The following is a 22,275-nucleotide window of genomic DNA, read 5'->3' as shown; positions in this document are numbered from 1 at the left end:
TCAGACTCCCTTGTTCTCGGTGCGGAGGTTCTCTTCTGCGACGGAATCGGCGACGGCCGCGTTCATCTCATCGATCGTCGCCTTCGGCCAGCGGACCAGGGTGAGGATGATGGATCCGATGATGAGGAGTCCGATCATGCCCCAGCCGTAGACTCCGAGGATGAGCGGCGGGTAGCCCTCGTAGCCGTCGTTGATATAGGTGAGGATCTGGGTGATGAGCATGTACACGAGCACGACGCCGGTGATCGAGATGAGCGTCATCCAGATCGGTCCGAGCTTGAAGCTCGAGACCGCGTTGAGGTGACGACTGAAGACCGGCAGCTTCCGCATGGCCCAGCCGACGACCACGATCGACATGATGGCCGAACCGACGATGCCGATGTTGTTCGCGAAGGCATCCATCGTGTCCAGTGCGTACAGACCGGTGATGGTGGGCATGAGCAGGATGGAGACGACAGCCATGCTGCCGACGATCCACGCGGTCGAGGCTTTGTTGCCGACGCGGAACTTGTCGCGCAGCGCCTGGATCGGCACCTGGATGATCGAGATCAGCGAGGTGATTCCGGCGAAGACGAGGCAGAGGAAGAAGACGAATCCGAAGATCGCTCCTCCCGGCATCTCCGAGATCAGGGTCGGGAAGCCGACGAAGGCCAGACCGATGCCCGAGGAGGCCACATCGGCGACCTCGACGCCCTGCGCGGTGGCCATGAAGCCGAGTGCGGCGAAGATGCCGATGCCGGCGAGGATCTCGAACGCGGAGTTCGAGAAGCCGACGACGAGACCCGAACCGGTGAGGTTCGTCTTCTTCTTCAAGTACGAGGCGTAGGTGATCATGATGCCGAATGCGATCGACAGCGAGAAGAAGATCTGCCCATAGGCCGCGATCCACACGCTCGGATCCGTCAGCGCCTTGAAGTCCGGAGTGAACAGCGCATTGAGTCCCTCGGCGGCGCCGGGCAGGAACAGCGACCGGACGACGAGAGCGAGGAAGAGGATGATGAGCAGCGGAATGAAGATCTTCGAGAAGTTCGCGATGCCGTTCTGCACACCGAGGAGCAGAATGGCGAGGACGACGACCCAGACGATGATGATCGGGATGAGCACGCCGGGTACGAAATCGAGCGAGATTCCCGGGTCGCCCATCTTGAGGTATTCGCCGAAGAAGAAGCCCTCCGAATCGTCCCCCCAGGCCTCGGTCAGCGAGAAGAACATATAGGAGCCGGCCCAGGCGATGATCGCGGCGTAGTAGATGCCGATGATGATCGCGACACCGGTGGCGAACCAGCCGATGGGCTCGGCGCCCTTATGAGCCATTCTGTGGGCCAGCGGTGCCGATCCGCGCGAACGGTGCCCCATCGCGTAGTAGAAGAACAGCAGCGGAATGCCTGCCGTCAGCAGCGCGACGAGGTAGGGGATGATGAACGCGCCGCCGCCGTTGTCATACGTGACATAGGGGAAGCGCCAGATGTTGCCGAGGCCGACCGCCGACCCGATGGCCGCGAAGATGAACGCGCCGCGGGAGACGAAGACCTCCCTCTGGGGTGATGACTTGGGTGACATGATGTCCTTTCTTGACCGGTCGCGGATCGTCGCGACCGAACGGGGCCACCGGAGTTTCGTCTGTGAGACCGGTGGCCCGGAGTGAAGTCCGAATAGCGAGAATGACTCTCGAGTCGAGCTTCGTTGCTTGATCCCATTTTACTGGGAATTCACTGTGCGATGTGCCGCGCATCACGTGAGCCGCATAACAGTCTAGTATCGAATTCGCGGAAACCGCGAAAAGCCCCAGGCCCGGTAGACTTGAGGGCGTGACTATCTCGCTCTATAACACCGCCAGCCGCACGACCGAAGAACTGCGCCCCGTCAATGACGGTCAGGTCGGTATCTACGTCTGTGGCGCCACGGTGCAGGGCGAACCGCATATCGGCCACCTGCGGTCAGCTTCGGTGTTCGATACCCTTCGCCGCTGGCTGCTCTACACCGGCTACCGGGTGACCATGGTCCGCAACGTCACTGACATCGACGACAAGATCCTGTCGAAGTCCGTCGAAGAAGGACGGGAGTGGTTCGCTCACGCGTATAAGTACGAACGCGCCTTCACCGCCGCCTACGACGCGCTCGACGTTCTGCCGCCGAGCAGTGAACCTCGCGCGACCGGGCACATCACGGAGATGATCGAACTCATCTCCCGCCTCATCGAAGCCGGACATGCCTACCCCGCGCTCGACGGCAGCGCCGATGTCTACTTCGACGCCGCCTCGTGGAGCGACTACGGGGCACTGACGAACCAGAAGCTCGATGACATGGAGCTCTCCGAGGGCGCCGAGCTGCGCGGAAAGAAGGACGCCCGGGACTTCGCGCTGTGGAAGGCGCACAAGGACGCCGAGCCGATCACCGCCTCGTGGCCTTCGCCCTGGGGGCGGGGCCGACCGGGCTGGCACATCGAGTGCTCGGCCATGTCGACGAAGTACCTGGGGTCGAACTTCGACATCCACGGCGGCGGACTCGACCTGCGCTTCCCGCACCATGAGAACGAGCTGGCGCAGTCCCGTGCCGCAGGGGATCAGTTCGCGAACATCTGGATGCATTCCGGTCTGCTCAATGTGGGCGGGGACAAGATGTCGAAGTCTCTGGGCAACTCGGTCTTCGCCTCCGACCTGTTCGCCACGTTCAGCCCGCTGGCCGTGCGCTACTTCCTCACCGGTGCCAGCTATCGGTCGATCCTCGACTTCTCGAACGAGGCGATGGAACGCTCCGCGGCCTCGCTCGAGCGGCTGAAGAACTTCCTCCAGCGAGCCCGCCAGGCACTCGGCGCGGACGCGCCGGCGCTGCCGGACGTCAGCGATTCCTACGCTTCACGCGGCGTCGACGTGCCCGCCGAATTCGCCGCCGCTCTCGACGACGACCTCGGTGTGCCTCGTGCCCTGTCCGTGGTCTTCGCCTCGGTGAGCGAGGGTGCGAAGCTCCTCGATTCCGGCAGCGATCGGGAGAGCCTGGCGCGGATCGTCGCCGAGGTGGAGCTCATGCTCGACATCCTCGGTGTCAATCCCAGCGCTGCGGTCTGGGCCGGTTCGGCCGCCGATGCCAAGGCGGAGTCGGCGCTCGACTCCCTCGTGGCCGCCATGGCCAAGCGACGGGCCGAGGCGAAGGCGGAGAAGGACTTCGCCACCGCGGATGCTCTACGGGACGAACTGGCTGCGGCCGGCGTCGTCATCGAGGACACGGCCGACGGATACCGCTACCACCTCGGCGAGAGCTGAGGGCGACGAATTTCGGCCACGGGCACGAGCTCGCGGCCCCAACGTATTTGAAGGAATCAGATGGCTTCCAATCCCCGCTCCGGCGGTTCGAAGAAGGGCCCGACCAAGGGGTCGGGCGGTAAGAACAAGCGCGGCCTGCGCGGTAAGGGGCCGACGCCGAAGGCCGAGGACCGCGTCTACCACAAGGCGCACAAGGCCGCACAGCAGCGCAAGAGCTCGAACGCCTCGGCGCAGGCGAAGCGGAAGAAGAAGGAGCTCGGCCCGAATATGGTCGCCGGGCGCAATTCGGTCCTCGAGGCTCTGCGGGAGGGCGTTCCCGCCACCGCGATGTACGTCTCCGGACGCATCGACTCCGACGATCGGGTCCGCGAATCCATCACTCTGGCGACTCAGCGCGGCATCTCGATGCTCGAGGCGAGCAAGCCCGACCTCGACCGGCTCACCGATGACGCGATCCACCAGGGCATCGCCCTGCAGGTCCCGCCCTACGACTACGCCGACCCCTCCGATCTGCTCGAGTTCGCGGCCGAACGTGCGGAGACGCCGCTGCTCGTGGCCCTCGACGGGATCACGGATCCGCGCAACCTCGGTGCCATCGTCCGGTCGACGGCGGCCTTCGGCGGCCACGGTGTGATCATCCCCGAACGTCGCGCCGCCTCGATGACTGCCGCCGCGTGGAAGACCTCGGCCGGTGCCGCATCGCGCATCCGCGTGGCACAGGTGGTCAACCTGGCCAGGGCGATCGACGAGCTGAAGAAGCAGAACGTCTTCGTCGTCGGCCTCGACATGGACGGCGACGTCGAGCTGCCCGAATTGACCTTCACCCGCGACCCGCTGTGCATCGTCGTCGGCTCCGAAGGCAAGGGGCTCTCACGGCTCATCGCGGAGAAGTGCGATCAGATCGTGTCGATCCCGATCGCCGCGACCACCGAATCGCTCAACGCCGGCATCGCCGCGGCCGTGACCCTCTACGAGGTGGCAAGAGCCCGCCGCCCCTGACCCCTCTTACTACCTGACGGCGGCCCAGCAACCTCGCGCCAGGTTGCTGGGCCGCCGTCAGGTAGTAATTAGAGGGAGGTGCGGTAGGTTGCCTCGTCCATGGCCCCGACCGTCGAGTGGCGGCGGCTGTAAGTGAAGTAGACGATGGCGCCGACGACCATCCACGCCCCGAAGACGATCCACGTCCGTCCGCCGAGGTTGACCATGAGGAATGCGCACGCCACGGCACCCAGCGCGGGCACGACCGGCCCGAACGGAACCTTGAATGAGCGCTCGAGGTCCGGGCGTTTGAACCGCAGGTAGATGACTGCGATGTTGACCAGGCAGAACGCGAACAGGGTGCCGATGCTCGTGGCGTCGGCGAGTTCGCCGAGCGGTATGAACGCGGCGGTGATGGCCACGAGGCCGCCGACGATGAGAGTGCCGACCAAAGGAGTGCCGGTGCGCTGGGAGACGCGGCCGAAGATCTTCGGCACCATTCCGTCCCTGGCCATCGTCAGCAGGATCCGCGACTGACCGTAGAGCACGGTGATGACGACGGAGAAGATCGCGAGCACCGCGGCCACCGCGAAGAGCAGGACCGCGATATTCGACCCGGTGATCTCCTCGACGATCTGCACCAGCGGGGCATGAGCGCCTTCGAACCACTGCCACTGCCGTGCCCCGATCGCCGTGACGGCGACGAGGACGTACATCGAGGTGACGATGAGCATCGAGAAGATGATCGCCCGCGGCAGATCCCGGCGCGGATTCTTCGCTTCCTCACCGGCCGTGGACGCCGCATCGAAGCCGATATACGAGAAGAACACGCTCGAGGCGGCCGCGGTGACGCCGGCGGCACCCATCGGCAGCATCGGCGCGAAATTGCCGGCCTTGAACGCGGTGAACGCGACGACGGCGAAGAAGACGAGGATGCCGATCTTGACGAACACGAGAATGGTGTTGACGACACCGGATTCACGAGCCCCGCGCATGAGCAGCACGGTCGCCAACGCCACGACGACAAGGGCCGAGGCGTTGATGATTCCGTCCGGATTATCCGCCAGGCCCGGCCCCGTGGTCAGCGACGCGGGCAGCTCGAGACCGAAGACGCGCAGGGTCTCATTGACGTAGTCGGCGGCGCCGACAGCGACCGCCGCGACCGAGACCGCGTATTCGAGGACGAGACACCAGCCGCAGACCCAGGCGACGCCCTCACCCAGGGTGGCGTAGGAATACGAGTAGCTCGACCCGGACACCGGCACCATTCCGGCCATCTCGGCGTAGCTGACCGCCGACAGCAGCGCGGTGATTCCGGCGAGAACGAAGGCAAGCCACACGGCGGGGCCGGCCACAGGCACCGCCTCGCCGAGGATGACGAGGATTCCCGTGCCCAAGGTGGCACCGACGCTGATCATCGTCAGCTGGAAGACACCGAATGTCCGCCGCAGTCCACCCTGCTGCGCGGACTGCGCATCGGTGTGGGCCTCGGCGGTCATGGCGCTGATCGACTTGCGTCGCCCCAGCTGCCGCAGCACGCCTGTGGGAGTGTGCGCCGGCGGAGCGGACGGAGTGTGCGAAACGGTCATCTGAATATTCTTGCATGGTCATGAATATTGTCTCGCCGGGCCTCCCCTTGATCACTGGCGATGACGCCCCGCAGCGTCGCCGATCTCACACGGCGTCGGCGGAGATCCGCCGCCACGGCTGCGATGTCAGGGATGACGAGCCGCTCCAGCCGCCCGGAGGCCGCCGTGCTCACACGTCGGGGGTGAACCGGCCGTCCTGGGCCATCCAGCCTCCGTCGACGAGCTGCGAGTGCCCGGTGACATAGCTCGAGGCGTCCGAGGCGAGGAACAGAACGGGCCCGGCGATCTCGTGCAGGCGACCCCAGCGGCCCAGAGCGGTCTTGTCCGCATACGCATCCCACCATTTCCCGTCGGCCTTGATCTGCTGCGTCAGGGGAGTGTCGAAGGGGCCGGGCAGGATCGCGTTGACGCGCACGCCCTTGCCCCCGAGCTCGCTGGCCATCGTCTTCGTCAGCTGTACGACACCGGCTTTCGCGGCCGCATAGATTCCCTGGCCGGGTTCGATGGCCAGAGCCCGGAATGAGGCGTAGGTGACGATCGATCCGCGACCGCGCTCACCCATCTCACGGCCGAAGCCGCGCATCAGCCGGTACGTGCCCTTGAGGTTGATGTCGATGACCCGATCGAATTCGTCATCGGTGGTGTCGACGAGGCGTTTGCGTACGTTCGCTCCCGGTGTGATGACGAGGATCTCGGCATCGGCCCAGGCGTCCACGAGGGCATCGACGGAGGCGGTGTCCGTGATGTCGACGGCAGCGGCCGTGGCCGTTCCGTCCGTTCCCGACACGGCCGATCCGTCTGCTGCCGAACCCTGTGCCGATGAGTGGGCGGCCGACCCGCCGCTGCGAGCGGCGATGAGGGCGGCGGTCTCCTCGGCGCCGGTGAGGTTGAGGTCGGCGACGACGACGTGCGCCCCCGCATCGGCGAGCCCGATCGCGCTGGCCTGCCCCAGTCCGGAGCCGGCCCCGACGACGACGGCCGTGCGCCCGCTGAGGTCGAACAGGGACGGGATCGACGGGTTGTTCTCGTTCGTGGGCATCGGCTCGTTCGTCGACATCGGGAATCCTTCCGGGCGGGGTTCGGTTCCGGAGCGACACCGGTGTCGCTCCGTGGACTTCAAAGGTATGCCCGCCGAGGCGGCCCCGCCGTCCCCGTTTCACCTTGTGGAACATCGGCTGAGGTCAGGGTGTCAGAATTTCTTGCTGTCGACGTAGCGGATCTCGTCGGGGAGGTTCGCCAGGTAGTCGACGATGAAGTAGGCGATGGCCTCCATCGTGGGGATGTCGCGCTGGCGGCGCGCGCCATGGTGCGGCGGTGCTCGGCGAATTCGTAGAAGACCTGCCCGGGTTCGAGCTTGCGGGTGAGATTCTCCGGGATCGCCTGGATGAGGGGTTTGTACACTTCGTCGAGCCAGCGGCGGGCGGCTTGGGATTCGTCGAGTTCGTCGAATTCGGCGATCTCGGGAGCCGAGCGGAACGAATCGAGGTCGTTGAGCATCGCTCGGGCCTGATTCTCGTTCGCGCCGATCCCGGTCAGGCGCAGCAGACGCCGTGAGTGGTGGTTGGGTTCGACGACCTTCGGGGACACGAGGAGGCTGATGCCGTCGATATCGGTCGTCACGGTCAGTTCGCCGAGGTCGAAGCCCAGGTCGTTGAGGCGACGGATGCGTTCGTCGATGCGCCAGCGTTCGTTGACACTGAATTCCTCGACCCGGGTCAGCTCCGCCCACAGCGCGTTGTACGACTCGCAGAGCCGCTCACCGGCCGCCAGCGGATCGGTCTCGGGGGCGACGAGGCCCGCGGCCTGCAGGTCGAGGAAGTCTCCGGCGATGTTCATCCGCGCGATCCGCAGGTCCATGTTCCGCTGACCGTCGGAGAGCTGGTCGTGCAGCTCGCCGGTCTCGGCGTCGACGACGTAGGCGGCGTAGGCATCGGCATCGCGGCGGAAGAGCGTGTTCGACAGGGATACGTCTCCCCAGTAGAAGCCGACGAGGTGGAGGCGGACGAGCAGCACGGCCAGAGCGTCGACGAGGCGGCCGCCGGTGTCCTCGGCCAGGTCCCGGGAGAACAGCGCACGGTAGGGCAGGGAGAATTCGAGGTAGGCGGTGATGAGAGCGCCCTTGAGTGCCTGGCCCGATCCGGTCCTGCGACCTCCGACGACGGCGCGGGCTTCGACGAGGGGGACGTCGAGGTTGCCGAGCGCACCGAGGATGTCGAACTCACGCGTGGCCTGCGCGTCGTCGGTCTCCTTGATCGCGAGAACTTCGTCTCCGATCTCGACGTAGCGCACGACGTGGCGGGAGATTCCGCGGGGCAGACCGCCGAGGAGCTTCTCCGGCCACTCGGCCAGGGGCAGGTGCCAGGGGAGTTCGGCCAGGGCCGCATGATCGGCGTTGCGGACCGTGTGGATCTCCGGTGCGGGAACGGCCGCGCCGACCGGCGTGGCAGCGCTGTTCGGCGTCGTCGCCGACAGTGAAGCCTGTGCTGACGGGTCCGGCGGGGGCAGGGTTCCCGACACGGCTCAGGAGTCCGCGTCGGAGACCGAGGCCACGAGCGCCTCGGCGAGGTCGGGTGTCTCCACGCCGATGAGCCGTCCGTGATCGAGGAAGGCGATCCGGTCGCCGAGGACCTTCGCATCCTCGAGATCGGAGGTGGCGTAGATCGTCGTCAGTCCGAATTCCTGCTGCAGCTGCTTGATGAGCGCAAGAGTCTCCGCCTGCTGCTCGGGGACGAGATTGACCACGGGCTCGTCCATGATGAGCACCTTGGGCCGGCGCACCACGGCACGCGCCAGGGCCACGGTCTGGCGCTGCAGCTGGGTGAGGTCGCCGGGAACCGAATCGAGGATGTCGCTCAGCCCGATCTTGTCCATCACGGATTCGACGCGTTCGGTGATCTCGTCGGCGGGCAGGCCGTCGACGCGCAGCGCGAAGCCGAGATTGTCGCGCACACTCATATGCGGGTAGAGCGCGTAGCTCTCCAGCGCCAGGGTGACATCGCGGTCGTTGACGGCGGCGTGGGTGATGTCCGCGCCGTCGATGAGGATCGTTCCGGACTTCGGGGTCTCCAGTCCGTGCAGCATCCGCAGGATCGTCGACTTGCCCGAGGCGGTGGGGCCGTAGAGGACAAGGAACTCGCCGTCATCGACGAAGAGATTGAAGGGGTGAACGGATTCGGACGTCGTGTTCTCGTAGACATGACTGAGGCCATTCAACGACACCGTTGACATAAGTCCTCCTAAAACTTCTGAATAACTCCGTGAGCAGCTGGTCGTCGGTGACCCGGCAGGGATGCTCAGTCACTCTCATCCTAAGGGGTGGATGGTTGGGGTGCTCTGTGAATTCGACAAAGCGTAGAGTGATTCTCAGCACGATGGCTGTGCGCCGACGCATACCGCGCCGTCCACCCCGCCGGATGCGCCGACGCAGACCACGGCGCGAAAGTAGACTGACTCGTATGAAGGTCACGTTGGACGAGGTCGCCGCCCGGGCCGGAGTCTCCCTGGCCACGGTCTCCCGGGTGCTCGGTCGCCGCGGTGCAGTCGCCGAATCGACACGGGCGAAGGTGCTGGAGGCGATGAGCGAGCTCGGCTATTCGCGCTCGACCCTGCTCCATGATGCGCCGAGGCGGCTCGTGGCCGTCAGCGCTCCCGGCAATCCCGAACATTGGCAGGTCCAGGTCTGCACCCGCGTGGCCAAGGCCCTGCAGGATCATGATCTCCTCGTCACCCGCCCGCTCGTCGAGACCGACCCGGAACCGCTGCAGACCGCGATCGACGCGGCGCCGTCGCCCTGGTGACCACGACGATGACGAGTCTGAATACGGAGATCCCCTGCATCCGCGTCGCCGAACAGTCCGCCACCGAGGAGGTCTCCGAAGCCGGTACGGAGGTCATCGCCGCGCGCCTCGACCTCGGCGGCGGGATGACCACGGCCTTCGAGCATCTGCGGGCGATCGGACACCGGCGCATCGGGCTGATCTGCAACGACAGCGGTGAACTGGCCGTTCAGCTCATCCGCCGCTTCCTCGACGAACATCCGGCCAGAAACCTCGGGCTCAACCTCGAGGACTGGATCTCACGGGTGCCGAAGTCGTTCTCCGGCGGATCGCGTGCGGTGCTCGAGCTCAAGGATGCGACGTGCACAGCGGTGATCGTCCAGTCCGCTCTGCAGCTGCACGGTGCCCTCCACGGTCTGCGGAATCGGCATCTGCAGGTGCCGCGGGACATGTCGGTCGTGGGGTTCGGCGATTCCCCGACGATGAAGTTCACGGGCCCGCCGGCCACGGTCCTCGGCCTCGACGTCGAAGGGCTGTCGAATGCCCTCATCGATGCGACGCTGCAGACCCTGCGGATCTCGACGACGGGTCTGCCCTCGGTGCCTCCGGTGTTCCGTCCTCGACTCGTCGCCCGAACCTCGACGACGGCGGCTCGCCAATGAGCGAACACCTGCCCGAGCACCGGCACGTCCGTCTCGCAGAGATCGCCGGCACCGCCGGGGTCTCGAAAGCCACCGCCTCACGAGCTCTGCGTGATCCCGAATCGGTGTCGGCCGCCTCGTTGGCGAAGGTGCGGCAGGCGTTGGCGATCCTCGGCGCTGCCGGGCAGGCCCCGTACGCCGAATCCGGGGCACGGGAAGGATCAGGTGCCGGGGGAGGGCCCGGTGCAGGAGCCGCCTCGTCGCTCATCGCGCTCATCAAACCTGCGGTGTCAGCAGGCAACGTGGACCCGTATTCGCGGCTTGCGGAGATCTTGACGAACCGGATGTTCGGGCTCGGCATCGCCGTCGTCCACATCGAGGCCATTGCCGAACGCAATGAGGCCCTCCTCGAGACGATCCTCGGCAGCGAACACGGCGGGCCCACGATCTCCGGAGCCATCGTCGTCGGCGGCGGTGCCGCCGGTGTGCTTGCGGGGATGCTCGCCGAACGTGGGCTGCCGCTCATCCGCATTTCGAATGCCCGCCACGACGACGGGATCTCGCGCATCTACCTCGACGCGACCGGCGGAATCGAGACCGCCGTGGCCCACCTGGTCCACCTCGGCCACAAACGCATCGGGCTCGCCGTGCTGCGCGATTCGGCTGCCCCGGCCCGCATCGCCGGCTTCCGCAGATCGATGGCAGGAATCCTCCACATTCCCGCGACCCGTGATCAGGCCCCCGTCGTCGAGGCTGCCGGCGGAGCCATGGCCGGAGTCGCTGCCGCCGAGGAGCTGCTCGATCTGCGTTGCACCGCCGTCATCGCCTGCGCCCCGTCCCTGTCCTTCGGCATGCTCGAGGCCGCCCAGCGGCTGCGACTCGACGTGCCCAGGGACCTGTCCCTGCTCACGGTCGGCGACGTCCCCGACGCCGATGTCGTCCAACCGCCCCTGTCGCAGGTCGTCTACGACTGGGCGACCGTGGCGCAGTCGGCGATCGACGAGATCCGCGCGATGATCGCCGCCGGTGACGCGCGCGTACATGTCGACTACACGGTTGACCCGGATCTCGTCCTCCGGGCCAGCGCCGTGCCCCCGCAACGCCGCTGATCTCGGGTTTCGATCACAATCATCCTCGCAGAGGCGGTCCTGCCGTGACGTGGATCCGACCGGTGAGTCGGATCGACCGGAGTGCGCCGAGGCGGTCCGATGCCGGTCGCGAACCGGACCATCCTCGACGAGGCGGCTCGACCTCAGCCGTGGACGGTGCGGAGGAATTCCGTGCGTTCGACGACGAGGCGGCCGAGCAGTTCGGCCACGGCCGCTGGATCGGCGATCCGCCATGAAGCGCGAGTCGGGGCGGACCCGACCTTGACGGTGAGACCAGAGTCCAGAGCGCGGGAGTCCGTGAGTTCGTCGAGGGCCGCGAAGGCGTCCTCATCGGTGACATCGTCCCCGAGGTAGCCCATTGCCGTCGGTTCTCCGGCACGGGCGAGCAGCCGGATGCCATCGCCTTTCGTCGCCTGTTTCACCGCGAGTTCGGTGATGTCGTGGCCTTCGATGACACGGATATCCGGGAACTCCTCGACTACGTCGAGGGCGTGTTCATGGAGGGCCGCAGCGGCCTCGGGGGCGAGTCCGCGAGTGTGGACCGTCCGCGAATAGGGTTTGCGCTCGATGAGGAAATCCGAGGGGCCGTCGGCATTGCCCGAGTCGTTCGCGCCAATCGTTGCGGCCGAACCCATCGTGGCCGCAGCCGCACCTGTGGTCGCCGCGGACGAACCGGGGCGTTCATCAGCGCCCGGAAGAGTGTGTTCGAAAGCGTCGAGGTGTGTGTCGATGGCGGCGAGCATCTCCGCCTCGTCCGGAGTGAGCTCGGGAGACCGGCCTACGGCGGAGTCAGGATCACGAGCAGCGTCGCTGCCGAGTTCGGCCTCCGCGCCGTGCGAACCGATCAGCCACGCCGAGTCCGGGGCTGCGGACAGCCGTCGCAGGGTCGCGATATCGCGACCGGACACCAGCGCCACCCGCGTGCGCGGCAGGCCGGCGAGCGCCGCGATGGCCGCAGCCGATTCGGGGACCATCCGGGAGGTCGACGGATCGTCCTGAAGAGGTGCGAGCACCCCATCGAAATCCAGGGCCAGCAGCAGCGAATCGGCGATGGCGAGGTCACGCAGGACCACCTCGGCGGGGGCGGAGCGGGCAGGACCGAGCGCGGTCGGCTTCGATGTCACTGGGCTTCTCCTAGCGGGCGGTGGAGATATCGTCTGTCCACTCGGCATCATCAGGTCGGTCGGCGCGATCTGATGGGGCTGCCGGCACATCCGGCGGCGGTGCGCTGCGGTTCTTCTGCACCACGGGTCGTTCGGGGACGATGACCTCGGGATTGTGTTTGATGTGCTCGAGTTCGGCGAGGAAGTTCTTCGACCACCGGCTCACGGTGTCCGTGGCGACCCTCTTGCGCATCTGCTTCATCCGACGTGTGCGAGTCTTCTCGTCCATCTGCACGGCTTCGAGGATGCCCGCCTTGAGGTCGGCGATGTCGTGGGGATTGACCATCACCGCGCCCTTGAGCTGTTCGGCAGCCCCGGTGAATTCGGAGAGCACGAGGGCTCCGTCGTCCCGCCTTCGACACGCCGCATACTCCTTGGCGACGAGGTTCATTCCGTCGCGCAGAGCGGTCACGAGCATGACATCGGCGGCGAGGAAGAATGCCGTCATCTCATCGCGCGGATAGGAATGGTGGAGATAGCGCACGGGAATCGATCCGACATCGACCTGCTCGCCGTTGATCCGACCGACGGCCAGTTCGACGTCGTGGCGGATGATCTTGTACTGCTCGAGCCTCTCCCGCGACGGGGTCGCGATCTGAATGAGCACAACATCCTCGACGTCGAGTCGGCCTTCGGCGAGCAGCTCTCCGAACGCCTTGAGCCGGTGGCGGATGCCCTTCGTATAGTCCATCCGATCGACGCCGAGCATGACCACCCGCGGATTGCCGACCTCTTCGCGGATCTGCTTCGCCCGTTCGATGATCTTCGGATCGCGGGCGAGTTCCTCGAGGTAAGGGGTGTCGATCGAGATGGGGAACGACTCGGCGCGGACGAGGTGGGCCGGGAGGAAGTCACCCGGCGGGACCGAGACGGTCGACCCCTTCGTCGCGTATCCCAGACGCCCGCGGACGGCACGGCGGAAGTTCGCTGCGTCCGCCGGCCGTTGGAACCCGATGAGATCGGCGCCGAGGAGCCCGCGGAGGATCTCGTCGCGCCACGGCAGCTGAGCGAAGAGCTCGTAAGGAGGGAAGGGAATGTGATTGAAGAACCCGATCGCGAGGTCAGGGCGCAGACGTCGGACCATCTGCGGAACCAACTGGAGCTGATAATCGTGAACCCACACGGTCGCGGACTGCGCAGACACCTCGGCGACCTTGGCCGCGAAGCGCTCATTGACCCGCACATACGCATCCCACCAGGTGCGGTGGTACTCGGGAGGGACGATGACATCGTGATAGAGCGGCCACAGTGTGGCGTTGGAAAACCCTTCGTAGTACCTGAGGACATCCTCACTTGTCAGAGTCACCGGGGTCAGGTGCATGCCGTCGATGGTGAAGGGTTCGAAATCCTCGTCGGCGACGCCCGTCCACCCGATCCAGGCACCCTCCTGGGCCTTCATCACGGGAGCCACCGCAGTGACCAAACCCCCAGGTGAGGTGCGCCATCCGCGATTCGCGTCGTCGGGATCGCGGTCGACGGGCAGGCGGTTTGCCACGACGACGAAATCGCTGTCGCCGTAGGGGATCTCGGTGCTGAGCTCGGCAGAGTCGACGGTGCTCATCTGCGCCTCCTCCTGTGTCGGTCCTTGGAATGAACTGTACTCGCTCGACTAGGCTTGGCCAGGTGATGGATCAGGAACTGGGAGGCTACCGCCTCATCGAGGAGCTCGGCTCGGGCGGCATGGGTGTCGTCTACCTCGGTGTCGACGGCGGAAACAACCCGGTCGCGGTCAAGGTCCTCCATCCGCATATCGCCAATGACGAGACCGCCAGGAAGCGTCTCGCCCGCGAAACCCGCACCCTGCGCCGGATCCGCCATCCCCGCATCGCCGAGGTGCTCGACGCCGAACTCGATTCCGCGCAGCCGTTCATCATCACCGAATTCGTCGACGGGCAGACCCTGTCCGATGACGTCCGCGACAACGGCCCCTTCGCCGAGGATGAGCTCGTCCATTTCGGCCACGCACTCCTCGATGCTCTCAACGCCGTCCACGATGCCGGCGTCATCCACCGCGACCTCAAACCCGCCAACGTGATGATCATGGACGGTGAGCCGATGGTCATCGACTTCGGCATCGCCCAGGTCGCCGACGAAGTGCGCGTGACCGCCACCGGGCTGGTCATGGGCACCCCCGGCTATCTCTCCCCGGAGATCGCCGACGGCAAGACGTCGAGTGAGAAGACCGACTGGTGGGGATGGGCCGCGACCATGGCGTTCGCCGCCACCGGTCGCAACCCCTATGGTTCCGGACCCTTGGAAGCCGTTCTCGGTCGTGTGGCCATGGGCAAATTCGACCTCGACGGGGCGCCGAAGAACTTCGCTCCGCTCATCTCCGCCTGCCTCGATCCGAAACCCGAACGTCGTCCGTCGGGGCAGATGATCCTCGACGCTCTCGTCGACATCGAGTCCGGGCGGATGCCGCAGCTCGGTTCCGGTCCTAGCGGCGGGGCCGGCTCGGGTGGTCTGCAGCGGGCATCGAGCGGAACCGCAGTCATGCCTGCCGTCGACGACGGCGGCAATGGTCACGGCGGTTCAGGTCACGGTGGTGCCGGGGCGGCTGGGTCTGCGCTCGGGGGTGCGGCTCTGGGCGGCGCGGCGGGAGCTGCCGCTGGATTCGGCGCAGCCGGCGCTGCGGGTCGTGGAGATGCTGCCGCGAACGGCGGCTCCGTCGGTCAGGGTGGTCCGCGGGGAGATTTTGCAGGTACGGGGTATCCGGGAGCCGGCCCGACCGGCAACGGGCAGCCGCAGTACCCCGGGTCCAGCCGACCGACCAATCATTCCGGTTCCGGTCACGGTGCCGGGCCCAACCAGGGTTCGGGCTATGGTCCCGGGCAGATGCACGGGCCCCCGCAGCAGGCGACCGCGCCGCCGATCAACAACCCCAACGGCGGCATCCAAGCAGGCCCGGGCTCCCCGATGGCCGGTGCCGACCTCGGCCGATCCGGCTTCGTCCAACCCGGTCATGGACAGAACCTCATCGGACCGAGCGGTCCCGGCGGACCGCACGGCCAGATCGCCCAGGGACAGTGGGGCGACCAGTCCGGTCCCGGCGGTCAGCTCATGGGTCCCGGCGGCCAGCCGATGCAGCAGGGCGGTCAGCAGATGCAGCCCGCCGGCCAGCCATGGACCCCGATGGGATACCGACGGGTTCAGTCGGGCGGCTGGGTCGTCTTCGGACTCGTCGTCTTGGCCGTCGCCGTCATGCCGCTCGGCCCGCTGGTCATCAGTGTCGTCGCACTGATCTGGTCGGTGTTCGCCCGCACCGGCACCCGTCTGGATCGGAAGGTCCAGCGATACCGGTTCGACCGCGGAACGAATTCGGGTGGATTCTTCCGGGCGCTCGCCTCGGCGCCGGGGGCCGTGCTGGCCTCGATCCTGACGTCGGTGGCCTCGCTCATCCTGCCGGCGATCGCGGCCGCCGCCGCGCTCGTGCTCACCCGGCTCGACATCGCCGGGATCGTGCCCAGCGGGTCGTCCGAACAATGGTCGGTGTGGGCGGCCGGCGCCGCGGGTTCGCTGGTGCTGTGGGTCGGGCCGGGAGCCTCGAGCCTGCGCTTCGGCTCACGTCTGCTCGTCTCTGGAGCCACTCGCAATCAGCTCGGGCGCCTCATCGCCTTGGCGGTGATCGCGCTGCTCGTCATCCTCGCCGTCATGGTCATCCAGTCGGGGGCGGCCATGTCTTGGTGGCCGCTGACGATCAACCCCTTCGACTACCTGCCCGGACCGGTGTGAGCAGGTCGGACTGACTGTTCGGTCTGGTGCGGGCAGGTCGGTTCGATGCGGGCGGGAATGTGAGAGTGCGCCTGTGCGACCGTGTGACCGTGTGATTCGATCCGCACTGAGTGCCGCAGGAGTCCGAACTGAGCGCCGGACGAGTCCGAGGTAGTTGAACATTGTAGTTGAACCTTGAATGTTTCTGGGAGTCGGCGCAGCACCTGTTTCGGTACAGTGGTGCCGTCGGGTCGCGGAAGCCGTCCCGCACCTTTCGGGCCACAGGCCGCACCGATGTCAGACGATCCAACGTGAGGAACAATGGCGAAGAACAACTCCGCGGACGACAAGCGGAACCGCGCACGCGAGAACGCCCGCCAGATCGCGGCGAATCAGGCGAAGAAGGAGAAGACCGCGAAGACGATCCTCTACACCGGGATCGCAGTGGTCGTCGTCGCCGTGCTCGCCGTGGTCGGTGTGCTCGTGTTCCAGCAGAGCAAACCCGCTGTCAGCCCCTCGAACTATGTCTCCGACGGAATCACCGTGGGCAAGGACAACACGCTCGTGCAGCCGCTGAAGATGCCCGAAGGCGAGGAATCGGATCTGCCGGCTCCGACCGAGGAGGGTGCGAAGAAAGGCGCCGCCACGGTCACCGTCTACCTCGACTTCCAGTGCCCCGGGTGCAAGGCCTTCGAGGAAGGCAATGCGAGCATGCTGCGCAAGCTCGCCAATGAGGGTTCGATCGTCGTCAACTATAAGCCGGTGTCGTTCCTCGACCGCATGTCCAGCGGCAACGAGTACTCGACCCGCTCGGCCAACCTCGCCGCCTGCGTCGTCGACAGCCAGCCCGAGGTCGCCGTCGATCTGTTCGATGCACTCTTCGCTCAGCAGCCGGAGGAAGGCGGCGAGGGCCGTACCGATGAGGAGCTGCTCAAGGTGGCTGAAGAAGCCGGCGTCGACACCTCGAAGAAGCTCAAGGCCGATCCCGAGCAGACCGTGAAGTCCTGCGTCACGGACCGCACTTTCGACAAGTTCGTCGAACAGTCGAGCCAGACCGCTCTCGACGACGGTGTCGAAGCCACCCCGTGGGTGCTCATCAACGGCAAGCGCACGGACAAGACCAGCGACTCGCAGGCCCTGGCGACCGAGATCCTCAAGGCCACCGGAGAGTTCAAGGGTTGATCGCCTGAGGACCTCCCAACCGTCGCCGTGTGAGTAGGCCGGGTCCCGCCGAGGTGGGGTCCGGCCTTCTCCGTGCCCCGCGGTTTTGTGGCCGGGCCCGGCCATGGACTACTATCGTGTAGGCGCGCACGCTCGGTGCGCACCACGCCTCCTTAGCTCAGTTGGTAGAGCACCGCTCTTGTAAAGCGAAGGTCGTCAGTTCGAGTCTGACAGGGGGCTCCACTCGGGACAGCCCCGCGCATCGCTGGAAACAGCGAGCGTGGGGCTTCTTCATGGACGGGCAGACGATGGAGACGGCCTAGGGGGTTACAGGCCGTGCTCGTTCAAGTACAAGCTACTCGTTCAAGCGCAAACTTCTCTCGTTCAAGGCGAGGCGCGGTTATCGATGCGTACACGGCGCGAAAAGTGCGCTCAGCCTTGAATGAGGCAGAGGACGCGAGCGCTGCGGACGAGTGGCGGAGGCGAGCCGTCGGGCTCGGGCGACCCGCTAGGTCTGGCCGTCGCGTCGGAACACGAGCATGAGGGAGCGCATGCTCAGCACGAACCCGCCGAAGAGCAGCACGAAGCCGAAGAACGAGTACAGATGGATGTCCTTCGTCAGCAGCGGACCCTCATCGCTGGTGATGAGCATGATCGCTCCCACCACGGCGGCCCCGGCGAGGACGGCGACGATGAGCTGTTGGAACAGACTGGTGAGGAAGCTGCGGTCGGACGGGTTCTCGAGCACGCGCATGTTCATCGAGAACCGACCGTGCTCGAGATCCTCGGTGATCTTGTTGATCCGGCGCGGCATGCGGTCGATCATCGGCATCAGCTGCAGGGCCCGACGCTGAAGCTCATCGGTGATCTTCGTGCCCTTGAGCTTCGACCTCACGAGCCTGTTGCCCTCCCGCCGGGACACGGCGACGACATCGAAGTTCGGATCGATCGTCAGCAGCGCACCCTCCACGGAGGCCATCGCCCGGAAGGCGGCACTGATCGGCGCCGGCACGGAGAAGCGATGAGCGAGCACGAGATTGAACAGATCATCGAAGAGCTTCTGCTCCTGTGCCGCGCGGGTGCCGCCGCCGTAGCGCAGCAGGAGTTCGCCGACGGCCCGTTCGACCTCCCGATCGTCGAGCCCGTCGGGACGCCCGAGGAGTTCGATGAGGGCATCGGTGGCCCCGGCGCTGTCGTTCTGGTCGATCGAGTAGAGCATGAGTCCCAGCGAGGTCTGCGTGCCCGGATCGAGTCGGCCGACCGCACCGAAGTCGAGCAGCCCCAGCTTCCCCTCGGGAGTGATGAAGATGTTGCCGGCATGCAGATCGGCGTGGAAGATCCCGTCACCGATGATCTGCTCGAGCGTGGCACCCAACAGTGTGGTGGCCAACCGGGACCGTTCGGCATCGCTGAGCTCGGTCAGCAGCGCCCCCGCCCGTGACACCGGCTGTCCGGGCAGTCGATCCATGACCAGCAGGCGTTCGCCGCTGAGGCCCGGGTAGCCGTGTGGAACGGTGACGTCGAATTTCCCCGACCGTTTGAGAGAGGCCTCGATGCTGGCCATATTGTCCAGCTCGATCCGATAGTCGAGTTCCTCCTCGAGCGTGTTCGCGAAGCCTGCGGCCAGTGACTGCACACCCAGATCCCTGCCCCAGGTCGTGGTTTTGTTCAGCCAGCCCGCCAACCGCAGGATGATGTCGAGGTCCTGCGTGACCTGATTGAGCGCCTTCGGCCGCTGCACCTTGACGATGACTTCCGTGCCGTCGAGCAGGGTCGCCTCGTGGACCTGCGCCACCGAGGCGGCCGCCAGCGGCGTGGAGCCGATCCGTGCGAACACCTCTCCGATGGGTCGACCGAGCCGCTCGGCGATGGCCGGTTCGATGACCGACCAGGGCTCGGGCGTGACCTGTGTCTGTAGGGTTTCGAGCTCACGGACGAACACCGGCGGGAGGATGTCTCTGCGGGTGGAGAGCATCTGTCCGAGCTTGACGAAGGTAACCCCCGCCTCGGCGAGGGATTCCTTGAGCGCTCGTGCGGTCTTGACGTCGCGGCCCGGCGAATCCCCTCCGAAGCCGCGCAGCTGTGAGCCGAGCCCGTGCCGCACGGCGATGGACACGACCTGGGCGTAGCGGCGGCCGCGGCGACGACGGGACTTCCACCCGAAGAACAGCGACTGCGGGCTCGGCAGGGATCCGGTCGGGAAGGCCGCTTCGAGCATGACGAGGGCACCGACGCCCAGGGCGAAGATCCACCCGAGGGCGAGCACCATGAACAGCACCGCCACTCCGGGGGAGACGTCGAGACCGTCGACGTTCTGCCCGGTGCCGGCCCGGTAGAGGTATTGGACGGTCACGGCAACGACGGCGCTCATGACGAGACCGACGGCCAGCGAGCGCGGCCAGCCGGTGGGTACCCCGACGACGCGACGGACCACGGTGGCGGCGAACCATGACTGCAGGAAGAGGAAGACGAGCGCAGCCAGGCTCACCAGCACGTACCCACCGACGTCCAGTGCTTCCATCGATGACTCTCCTGATCCTGTTCGGGCTGCCAGCGTCCGAGACTCGGCTGACCATTTTCGAATCGGTCACCATCAGCCTAGTCGGTCGGCACGGACCTTCCAGCGGCTGCGGAGCGCGGATTCGGATGACCCGCAGTGCTCGGCGACCGAGGGGTGGGCCTGCGGCACTCGGCGTCCGCGGGGTGGGGCCCACGACTCTCGGCGTCCGCGGGACATTCCCGCGGTCCTCGGCGTTCGAGGGGGCATCCCGCGGCCCTCAGACCAGGCCTGACGTCTCTTCCTCGAGCTCATGAGTGTGTGAGGCGGTGAGGCCGAGCAGGGTGAGCACAGCGCTCGCGACCACCGTGATGAAGAAGGTGGACTGATCGGCGACGTTATAGCCGAGGTGCGGCAGTCCCTGGTCGAACGCTGCTTGGTCGATTGTCCAGTTGGTCAGCCATCCACCACTGACTCCGCCGATCAGCCCGAGCAACCCGGCAGTCGTGATCGTCAGTGGCCAACGGTTCGAGGAGATCACGTGGGCCCCGGAAGATGCGATGAATGAGGCGTATCCGACGATGAGGCTGAGCAGTCCTAGAGCCGTCAGCACGGAGCCGACGGCATAGGCCACGACAATCCAAGTCGGCAGGGCTGAGGCGTCGATGGCTGTGGTCAGTTCCGTGCTCATTACGTGCGCCGCTTCCGAGAGATCGTCGTGCGCAGTGCCGTCGTGCAGGCGAATCGTGACTCTGTGGTCGGAAATCAGTGTCAGCAGCGGCTTGAGGATCTCGAAGCCGGCGGCGACGGCGCCGGCAGCGAAGAGGCCTCCGGTGAATGTGCTGACCTGGTTCTTACGGCTCTGGTTGAGCATGTGGCATCCTCTCGATGTCTGTCGGCGACGATCAACGACATATCGTTTATCGATATCACGAAAAACGATAACATCCTGTTGCCTCGGCTCGGAGGGGGAGTTGTGTGATCCACGGCACGATGGGGCGGGGCGGTCATGGACCGAAACGTCGAAGCTCAGGGTCGGCGGCGGCCGGGCAGACCCACCTGACGGGCCCAGATGAGGATCCACACCGCGCCGAGGAAGGCGAGCAGTCCCGGGAAGAGCACCCCGAATCGCAGGGTGGTCACGGTGATGATGAGGGACAGCAGCGTCGGCCCGCCGAGCTTGCCGCCGTTGTTGAAGATCGCCCAGATGCCGAGGAACCGCGGCCGTCCGACCGCGGGGGAGAGGTCCGCGCCGATCGTCATATTCACGCCCGCGCCGAGGCCGTTGCCGAAGGCCATGACCGCGGCGGCGATGACCATCCCTGCGAGGTCCGGTTTCGCGACCATGATGACGAATCCGGTGCCGAAGACGGACAGGCACGCGACGAGGTCGCGACCCGACCGAGGCGATCCTTGATGTACGCGCCGAGGAACATGACGGTGAGTTCGAGTCCGGCTCCGAAGGCGATGATGAGCGAGATCGAGGACTTGTGCAGACCGATCTCGACGCCCCACAGCTGGACGACGACCGGCTGGGCGGCACGGGCCGCCGCCAGTGCGATGATCGTGACGCCGGTGAGGATGACCGATTTCCACCGCACGTCCAGCGGCGGCCGACGATCCTTCTTCCCCCGCCGAGGAGGGACGACGTCACGATGTGCCGGATCGTTCGTCGCGGCGGGGTCGGCCGCCTCGGTGGGGTTGGGAGCATCGGCGGGGGAGGGACCGTCCGCACGTGAGGTCGGGGCCGCCTCGGCGCGATGGGGATGGTCGTCGAAACCGGGGATCTGCGCGATCGGCAGGGTCATGATCGCGATCGCGGCGACGGCGGTGAGGCCGGAGAAGACGAACACGGACCAGATGGGAAAGACGAGCATGAGGCCGGCGCCGATCATCGGCCCGACGAGGTTGCCGACCCGTTGCGTGCCGCCGAGCGCGGTCATCGCCTTCGCGAGGTCGGCCGGCGGCATCACCTCGGCGACGACGGCCTGCCTTGCCAGGCTCCACACATCGGAGACCGGACCGAAGACCATGAGCGCGACCGTATAGACGAGCAGCGAGTACGGCGAATCCCAGATGAAGGCGGCGACGATGGAGCCGAGCACGATGATCGCGGCGAACGTGGCCACGAACATGGCCCGGAAATCGCCGAGGCGGTCGATGAGGATCCCCGCCGGTACCGTGGCCATCAGCGACACGGCCCCCATGATGCCGACGATGGCGGCGGCGAAGGCCTGCGTCGACCCCAGCGAGAGCGCCCCGAGCACGAGGATCGGCATGATCGCACCCAGGCCGACGGCGAAGAGGGCGAACGGCACGAGCACCGGCCACAGGATCGGTTTGAGCACGTGACAAGTTTAGTTGAGGTCGCGGCGGGCCGTCCGCCGCGG

The 22,275-nt window shown here is 66.3% G+C and carries 18 protein-coding genes and 1 tRNA gene; 8 read left to right on the top strand and 11 right to left on the bottom strand.

The features are described from left to right. Positions 1-1,560, bottom strand: coding sequence for a sodium-dependent transporter (locus tag LJ362_RS14055; protein WP_264799661.1), 1,560 nt, complete (start codon positions 1,558-1,560; stop codon positions 1-3). Between the two features lie 248 nt (positions 1,561-1,808). On the opposite strand from LJ362_RS14055, the gene cysS reads away from it, so the two are divergent. After that, a complete protein-coding gene (gene cysS / locus LJ362_RS14050) occupies positions 1,809-3,260 on the top strand; it encodes a cysteine--tRNA ligase (RefSeq protein ID WP_264799660.1) in 1,452 nt (483 codons plus the stop codon). Between the two features lie 60 nt (positions 3,261-3,320). Then, positions 3,321-4,259 (top strand): 23S rRNA (guanosine(2251)-2'-O)-methyltransferase RlmB, encoded by a 939-nt coding sequence (gene rlmB, locus LJ362_RS14045; RefSeq protein WP_264799659.1) that lies wholly within the window; start codon positions 3,321-3,323, stop codon positions 4,257-4,259. Between the two features lie 68 nt (positions 4,260-4,327). Here the strand turns inward: rlmB and LJ362_RS14040 are convergent, their stop codons facing one another. From LJ362_RS14040 to LJ362_RS14025, 4 genes are all read right to left on the bottom strand, one after another. Further along, positions 4,328-5,827, bottom strand: a complete 1,500-nt coding sequence (locus tag LJ362_RS14040) for an amino acid permease (protein ID WP_264799658.1) — start codon at positions 5,825-5,827, stop codon at positions 4,328-4,330. Positions 5,828-5,996: 169 nt separating this feature from the next. After that, the gene (locus LJ362_RS14035; RefSeq protein ID WP_264799657.1) at positions 5,997-6,884 is read right to left on the bottom strand and encodes an SDR family NAD(P)-dependent oxidoreductase; all 888 of its coding nucleotides are present in this window, start codon (positions 6,882-6,884) and stop codon (positions 5,997-5,999) included. 59 nt (positions 6,885-6,943) lie between these two features. After that, a complete protein-coding gene (locus LJ362_RS14030) occupies positions 6,944-8,344 on the bottom strand; it encodes a DUF4032 domain-containing protein (RefSeq protein WP_264799656.1) in 1,401 nt (466 codons plus the stop codon). Positions 8,345-8,347: 3 nt separating this feature from the next. Further along, the gene (locus LJ362_RS14025) at positions 8,348-9,055 is read right to left on the bottom strand and encodes an ABC transporter ATP-binding protein (RefSeq protein ID WP_264799655.1); all 708 of its coding nucleotides are present in this window, start codon (positions 9,053-9,055) and stop codon (positions 8,348-8,350) included. A gap of 227 nt (positions 9,056-9,282) precedes the next feature. Between LJ362_RS14025 and LJ362_RS14020 the strand changes: the two genes are divergently transcribed. From LJ362_RS14020 to LJ362_RS14010, 3 genes are read left to right on the top strand one after another with little or no spacing between them, the layout of a single operon-like run. Continuing rightward, a complete protein-coding gene (locus LJ362_RS14020) occupies positions 9,283-9,624 on the top strand; it encodes a LacI family DNA-binding transcriptional regulator (protein WP_264799654.1) in 342 nt (113 codons plus the stop codon). 8 nt (positions 9,625-9,632) lie between these two features. Continuing rightward, entirely contained in the window at positions 9,633-10,265 is a 633-nt protein-coding gene (locus LJ362_RS14015; protein ID WP_264799653.1) for a substrate-binding domain-containing protein, read from the top strand. After that, the gene (locus LJ362_RS14010; protein WP_264799652.1) at positions 10,262-11,353 is read left to right on the top strand and encodes a LacI family DNA-binding transcriptional regulator; all 1,092 of its coding nucleotides are present in this window, start codon (positions 10,262-10,264) and stop codon (positions 11,351-11,353) included. The genes LJ362_RS14015 and LJ362_RS14010 overlap by 4 nt, the downstream gene beginning before the upstream one ends. A gap of 143 nt (positions 11,354-11,496) precedes the next feature. Here LJ362_RS14010 and LJ362_RS14005 read toward each other — a convergent pair whose 3' ends face one another. Further along, entirely contained in the window at positions 11,497-12,477 is a 981-nt protein-coding gene (locus LJ362_RS14005) for a trehalose-phosphatase (RefSeq protein ID WP_264799651.1), read from the bottom strand. Between the two features lie 10 nt (positions 12,478-12,487). Further along, complete coding sequence (locus tag LJ362_RS14000; protein ID WP_264799650.1) at positions 12,488-14,077, bottom strand: alpha,alpha-trehalose-phosphate synthase (UDP-forming); 1,590 nt, start codon at positions 14,075-14,077, stop codon at positions 12,488-12,490. Between the two features lie 65 nt (positions 14,078-14,142). Here LJ362_RS14000 and LJ362_RS13995 point away from each other — a divergent pair, with 65 nt between their 5' ends. The 3 genes from LJ362_RS13995 (at position 14,143) to LJ362_RS13985 (ending at position 17,631) form a co-directional block, all read left to right on the top strand. Next, positions 14,143-16,248: a serine/threonine-protein kinase gene (locus LJ362_RS13995; RefSeq protein ID WP_264801853.1), complete on the top strand. Its 2,106-nt coding sequence runs from the start codon at positions 14,143-14,145 to the stop codon at positions 16,246-16,248. 300 nt (positions 16,249-16,548) lie between these two features. Further along, complete coding sequence (locus tag LJ362_RS13990) at positions 16,549-17,409, top strand: DsbA family protein (protein ID WP_264799649.1); 861 nt, start codon at positions 16,549-16,551, stop codon at positions 17,407-17,409. A gap of 146 nt (positions 17,410-17,555) precedes the next feature. After that, positions 17,556-17,631, top strand: a tRNA-Thr gene (locus LJ362_RS13985). A 265-nt stretch (positions 17,632-17,896) separates the two neighbouring features. Here the strand turns inward: LJ362_RS13985 and LJ362_RS13980 are convergent. From LJ362_RS13980 to LJ362_RS13965, 4 genes are all read right to left on the bottom strand, one after another. Further along, entirely contained in the window at positions 17,897-19,909 is a 2,013-nt protein-coding gene (locus tag LJ362_RS13980) for an ABC1 kinase family protein (protein ID WP_264799648.1), read from the bottom strand. Positions 19,910-20,165: 256 nt separating this feature from the next. Further along, positions 20,166-20,759 carry a hypothetical protein gene (locus LJ362_RS13975; RefSeq protein ID WP_264799647.1) on the bottom strand — a complete coding sequence of 198 codons (594 nt, stop codon included), beginning with the start codon at positions 20,757-20,759 and terminating at the stop codon, positions 20,166-20,168. A gap of 155 nt (positions 20,760-20,914) precedes the next feature. Then, the gene (locus tag LJ362_RS13970; protein WP_264799646.1) at positions 20,915-21,232 is read right to left on the bottom strand and encodes a hypothetical protein; all 318 of its coding nucleotides are present in this window, start codon (positions 21,230-21,232) and stop codon (positions 20,915-20,917) included. Next, positions 21,151-22,233: an MFS transporter gene (locus LJ362_RS13965; protein ID WP_264799645.1), complete on the bottom strand. Its 1,083-nt coding sequence runs from the start codon at positions 22,231-22,233 to the stop codon at positions 21,151-21,153. Before LJ362_RS13965 ends, LJ362_RS13970 begins: the two co-directional genes overlap by 82 nt. Positions 22,234-22,275 lie beyond the last annotated feature (42 nt).

The organism is Brevibacterium sp. JSBI002 (genome assembly GCF_026013965.1).
Classification (GTDB): domain Bacteria; phylum Actinomycetota; class Actinomycetes; order Actinomycetales; family Brevibacteriaceae; genus Brevibacterium.
Note: the sequence above shows the minus strand (reverse complement) of the source record. Positions and strands in the feature narration are given on the sequence as shown.

Bases quoted from the DNA above. Each gene is read 5' to 3' on its own strand.
- LJ362_RS14055 (WP_264799661.1), bottom strand. From the start codon at position 1,560: ATGTCACCCAAGTCATCACCCCAGAGGGAGGTCTTCGTCTCCCGCGGC.
- LJ362_RS13970 (WP_264799646.1), bottom strand. From the start codon at position 21,232: ATGGTCGCGAAACCGGACCTCGCAGGGATGGTCATCGCCGCCGCGGTC.
- LJ362_RS13975 (WP_264799647.1), bottom strand. From the start codon at position 20,759: ATGCTCAACCAGAGCCGTAAGAACCAGGTCAGCACATTCACCGGAGGC.
- LJ362_RS13980 (WP_264799648.1), bottom strand. From the start codon at position 19,909: ATGGAAGCACTGGACGTCGGTGGGTACGTGCTGGTGAGCCTGGCTGCG.
- LJ362_RS14040 (WP_264799658.1), bottom strand. From the start codon at position 5,827: ATGACCGTTTCGCACACTCCGTCCGCTCCGCCGGCGCACACTCCCACA.
- LJ362_RS13995 (WP_264801853.1), top strand. From the start codon at position 14,143: ATGGATCAGGAACTGGGAGGCTACCGCCTCATCGAGGAGCTCGGCTCG.
- LJ362_RS14015 (WP_264799653.1), top strand. From the start codon at position 9,633: ATGACGAGTCTGAATACGGAGATCCCCTGCATCCGCGTCGCCGAACAG.
- LJ362_RS14025 (WP_264799655.1), bottom strand. From the start codon at position 9,055: ATGTCAACGGTGTCGTTGAATGGCCTCAGTCATGTCTACGAGAACACG.
- LJ362_RS14020 (WP_264799654.1), top strand. From the start codon at position 9,283: ATGAAGGTCACGTTGGACGAGGTCGCCGCCCGGGCCGGAGTCTCCCTG.
- LJ362_RS14000 (WP_264799650.1), bottom strand. From the start codon at position 14,077: ATGAGCACCGTCGACTCTGCCGAGCTCAGCACCGAGATCCCCTACGGC.
- LJ362_RS14010 (WP_264799652.1), top strand. From the start codon at position 10,262: ATGAGCGAACACCTGCCCGAGCACCGGCACGTCCGTCTCGCAGAGATC.
- LJ362_RS13990 (WP_264799649.1), top strand. From the start codon at position 16,549: ATGGCGAAGAACAACTCCGCGGACGACAAGCGGAACCGCGCACGCGAG.
- LJ362_RS14035 (WP_264799657.1), bottom strand. From the start codon at position 6,884: ATGTCGACGAACGAGCCGATGCCCACGAACGAGAACAACCCGTCGATC.
- rlmB (WP_264799659.1), top strand. From the start codon at position 3,321: ATGGCTTCCAATCCCCGCTCCGGCGGTTCGAAGAAGGGCCCGACCAAG.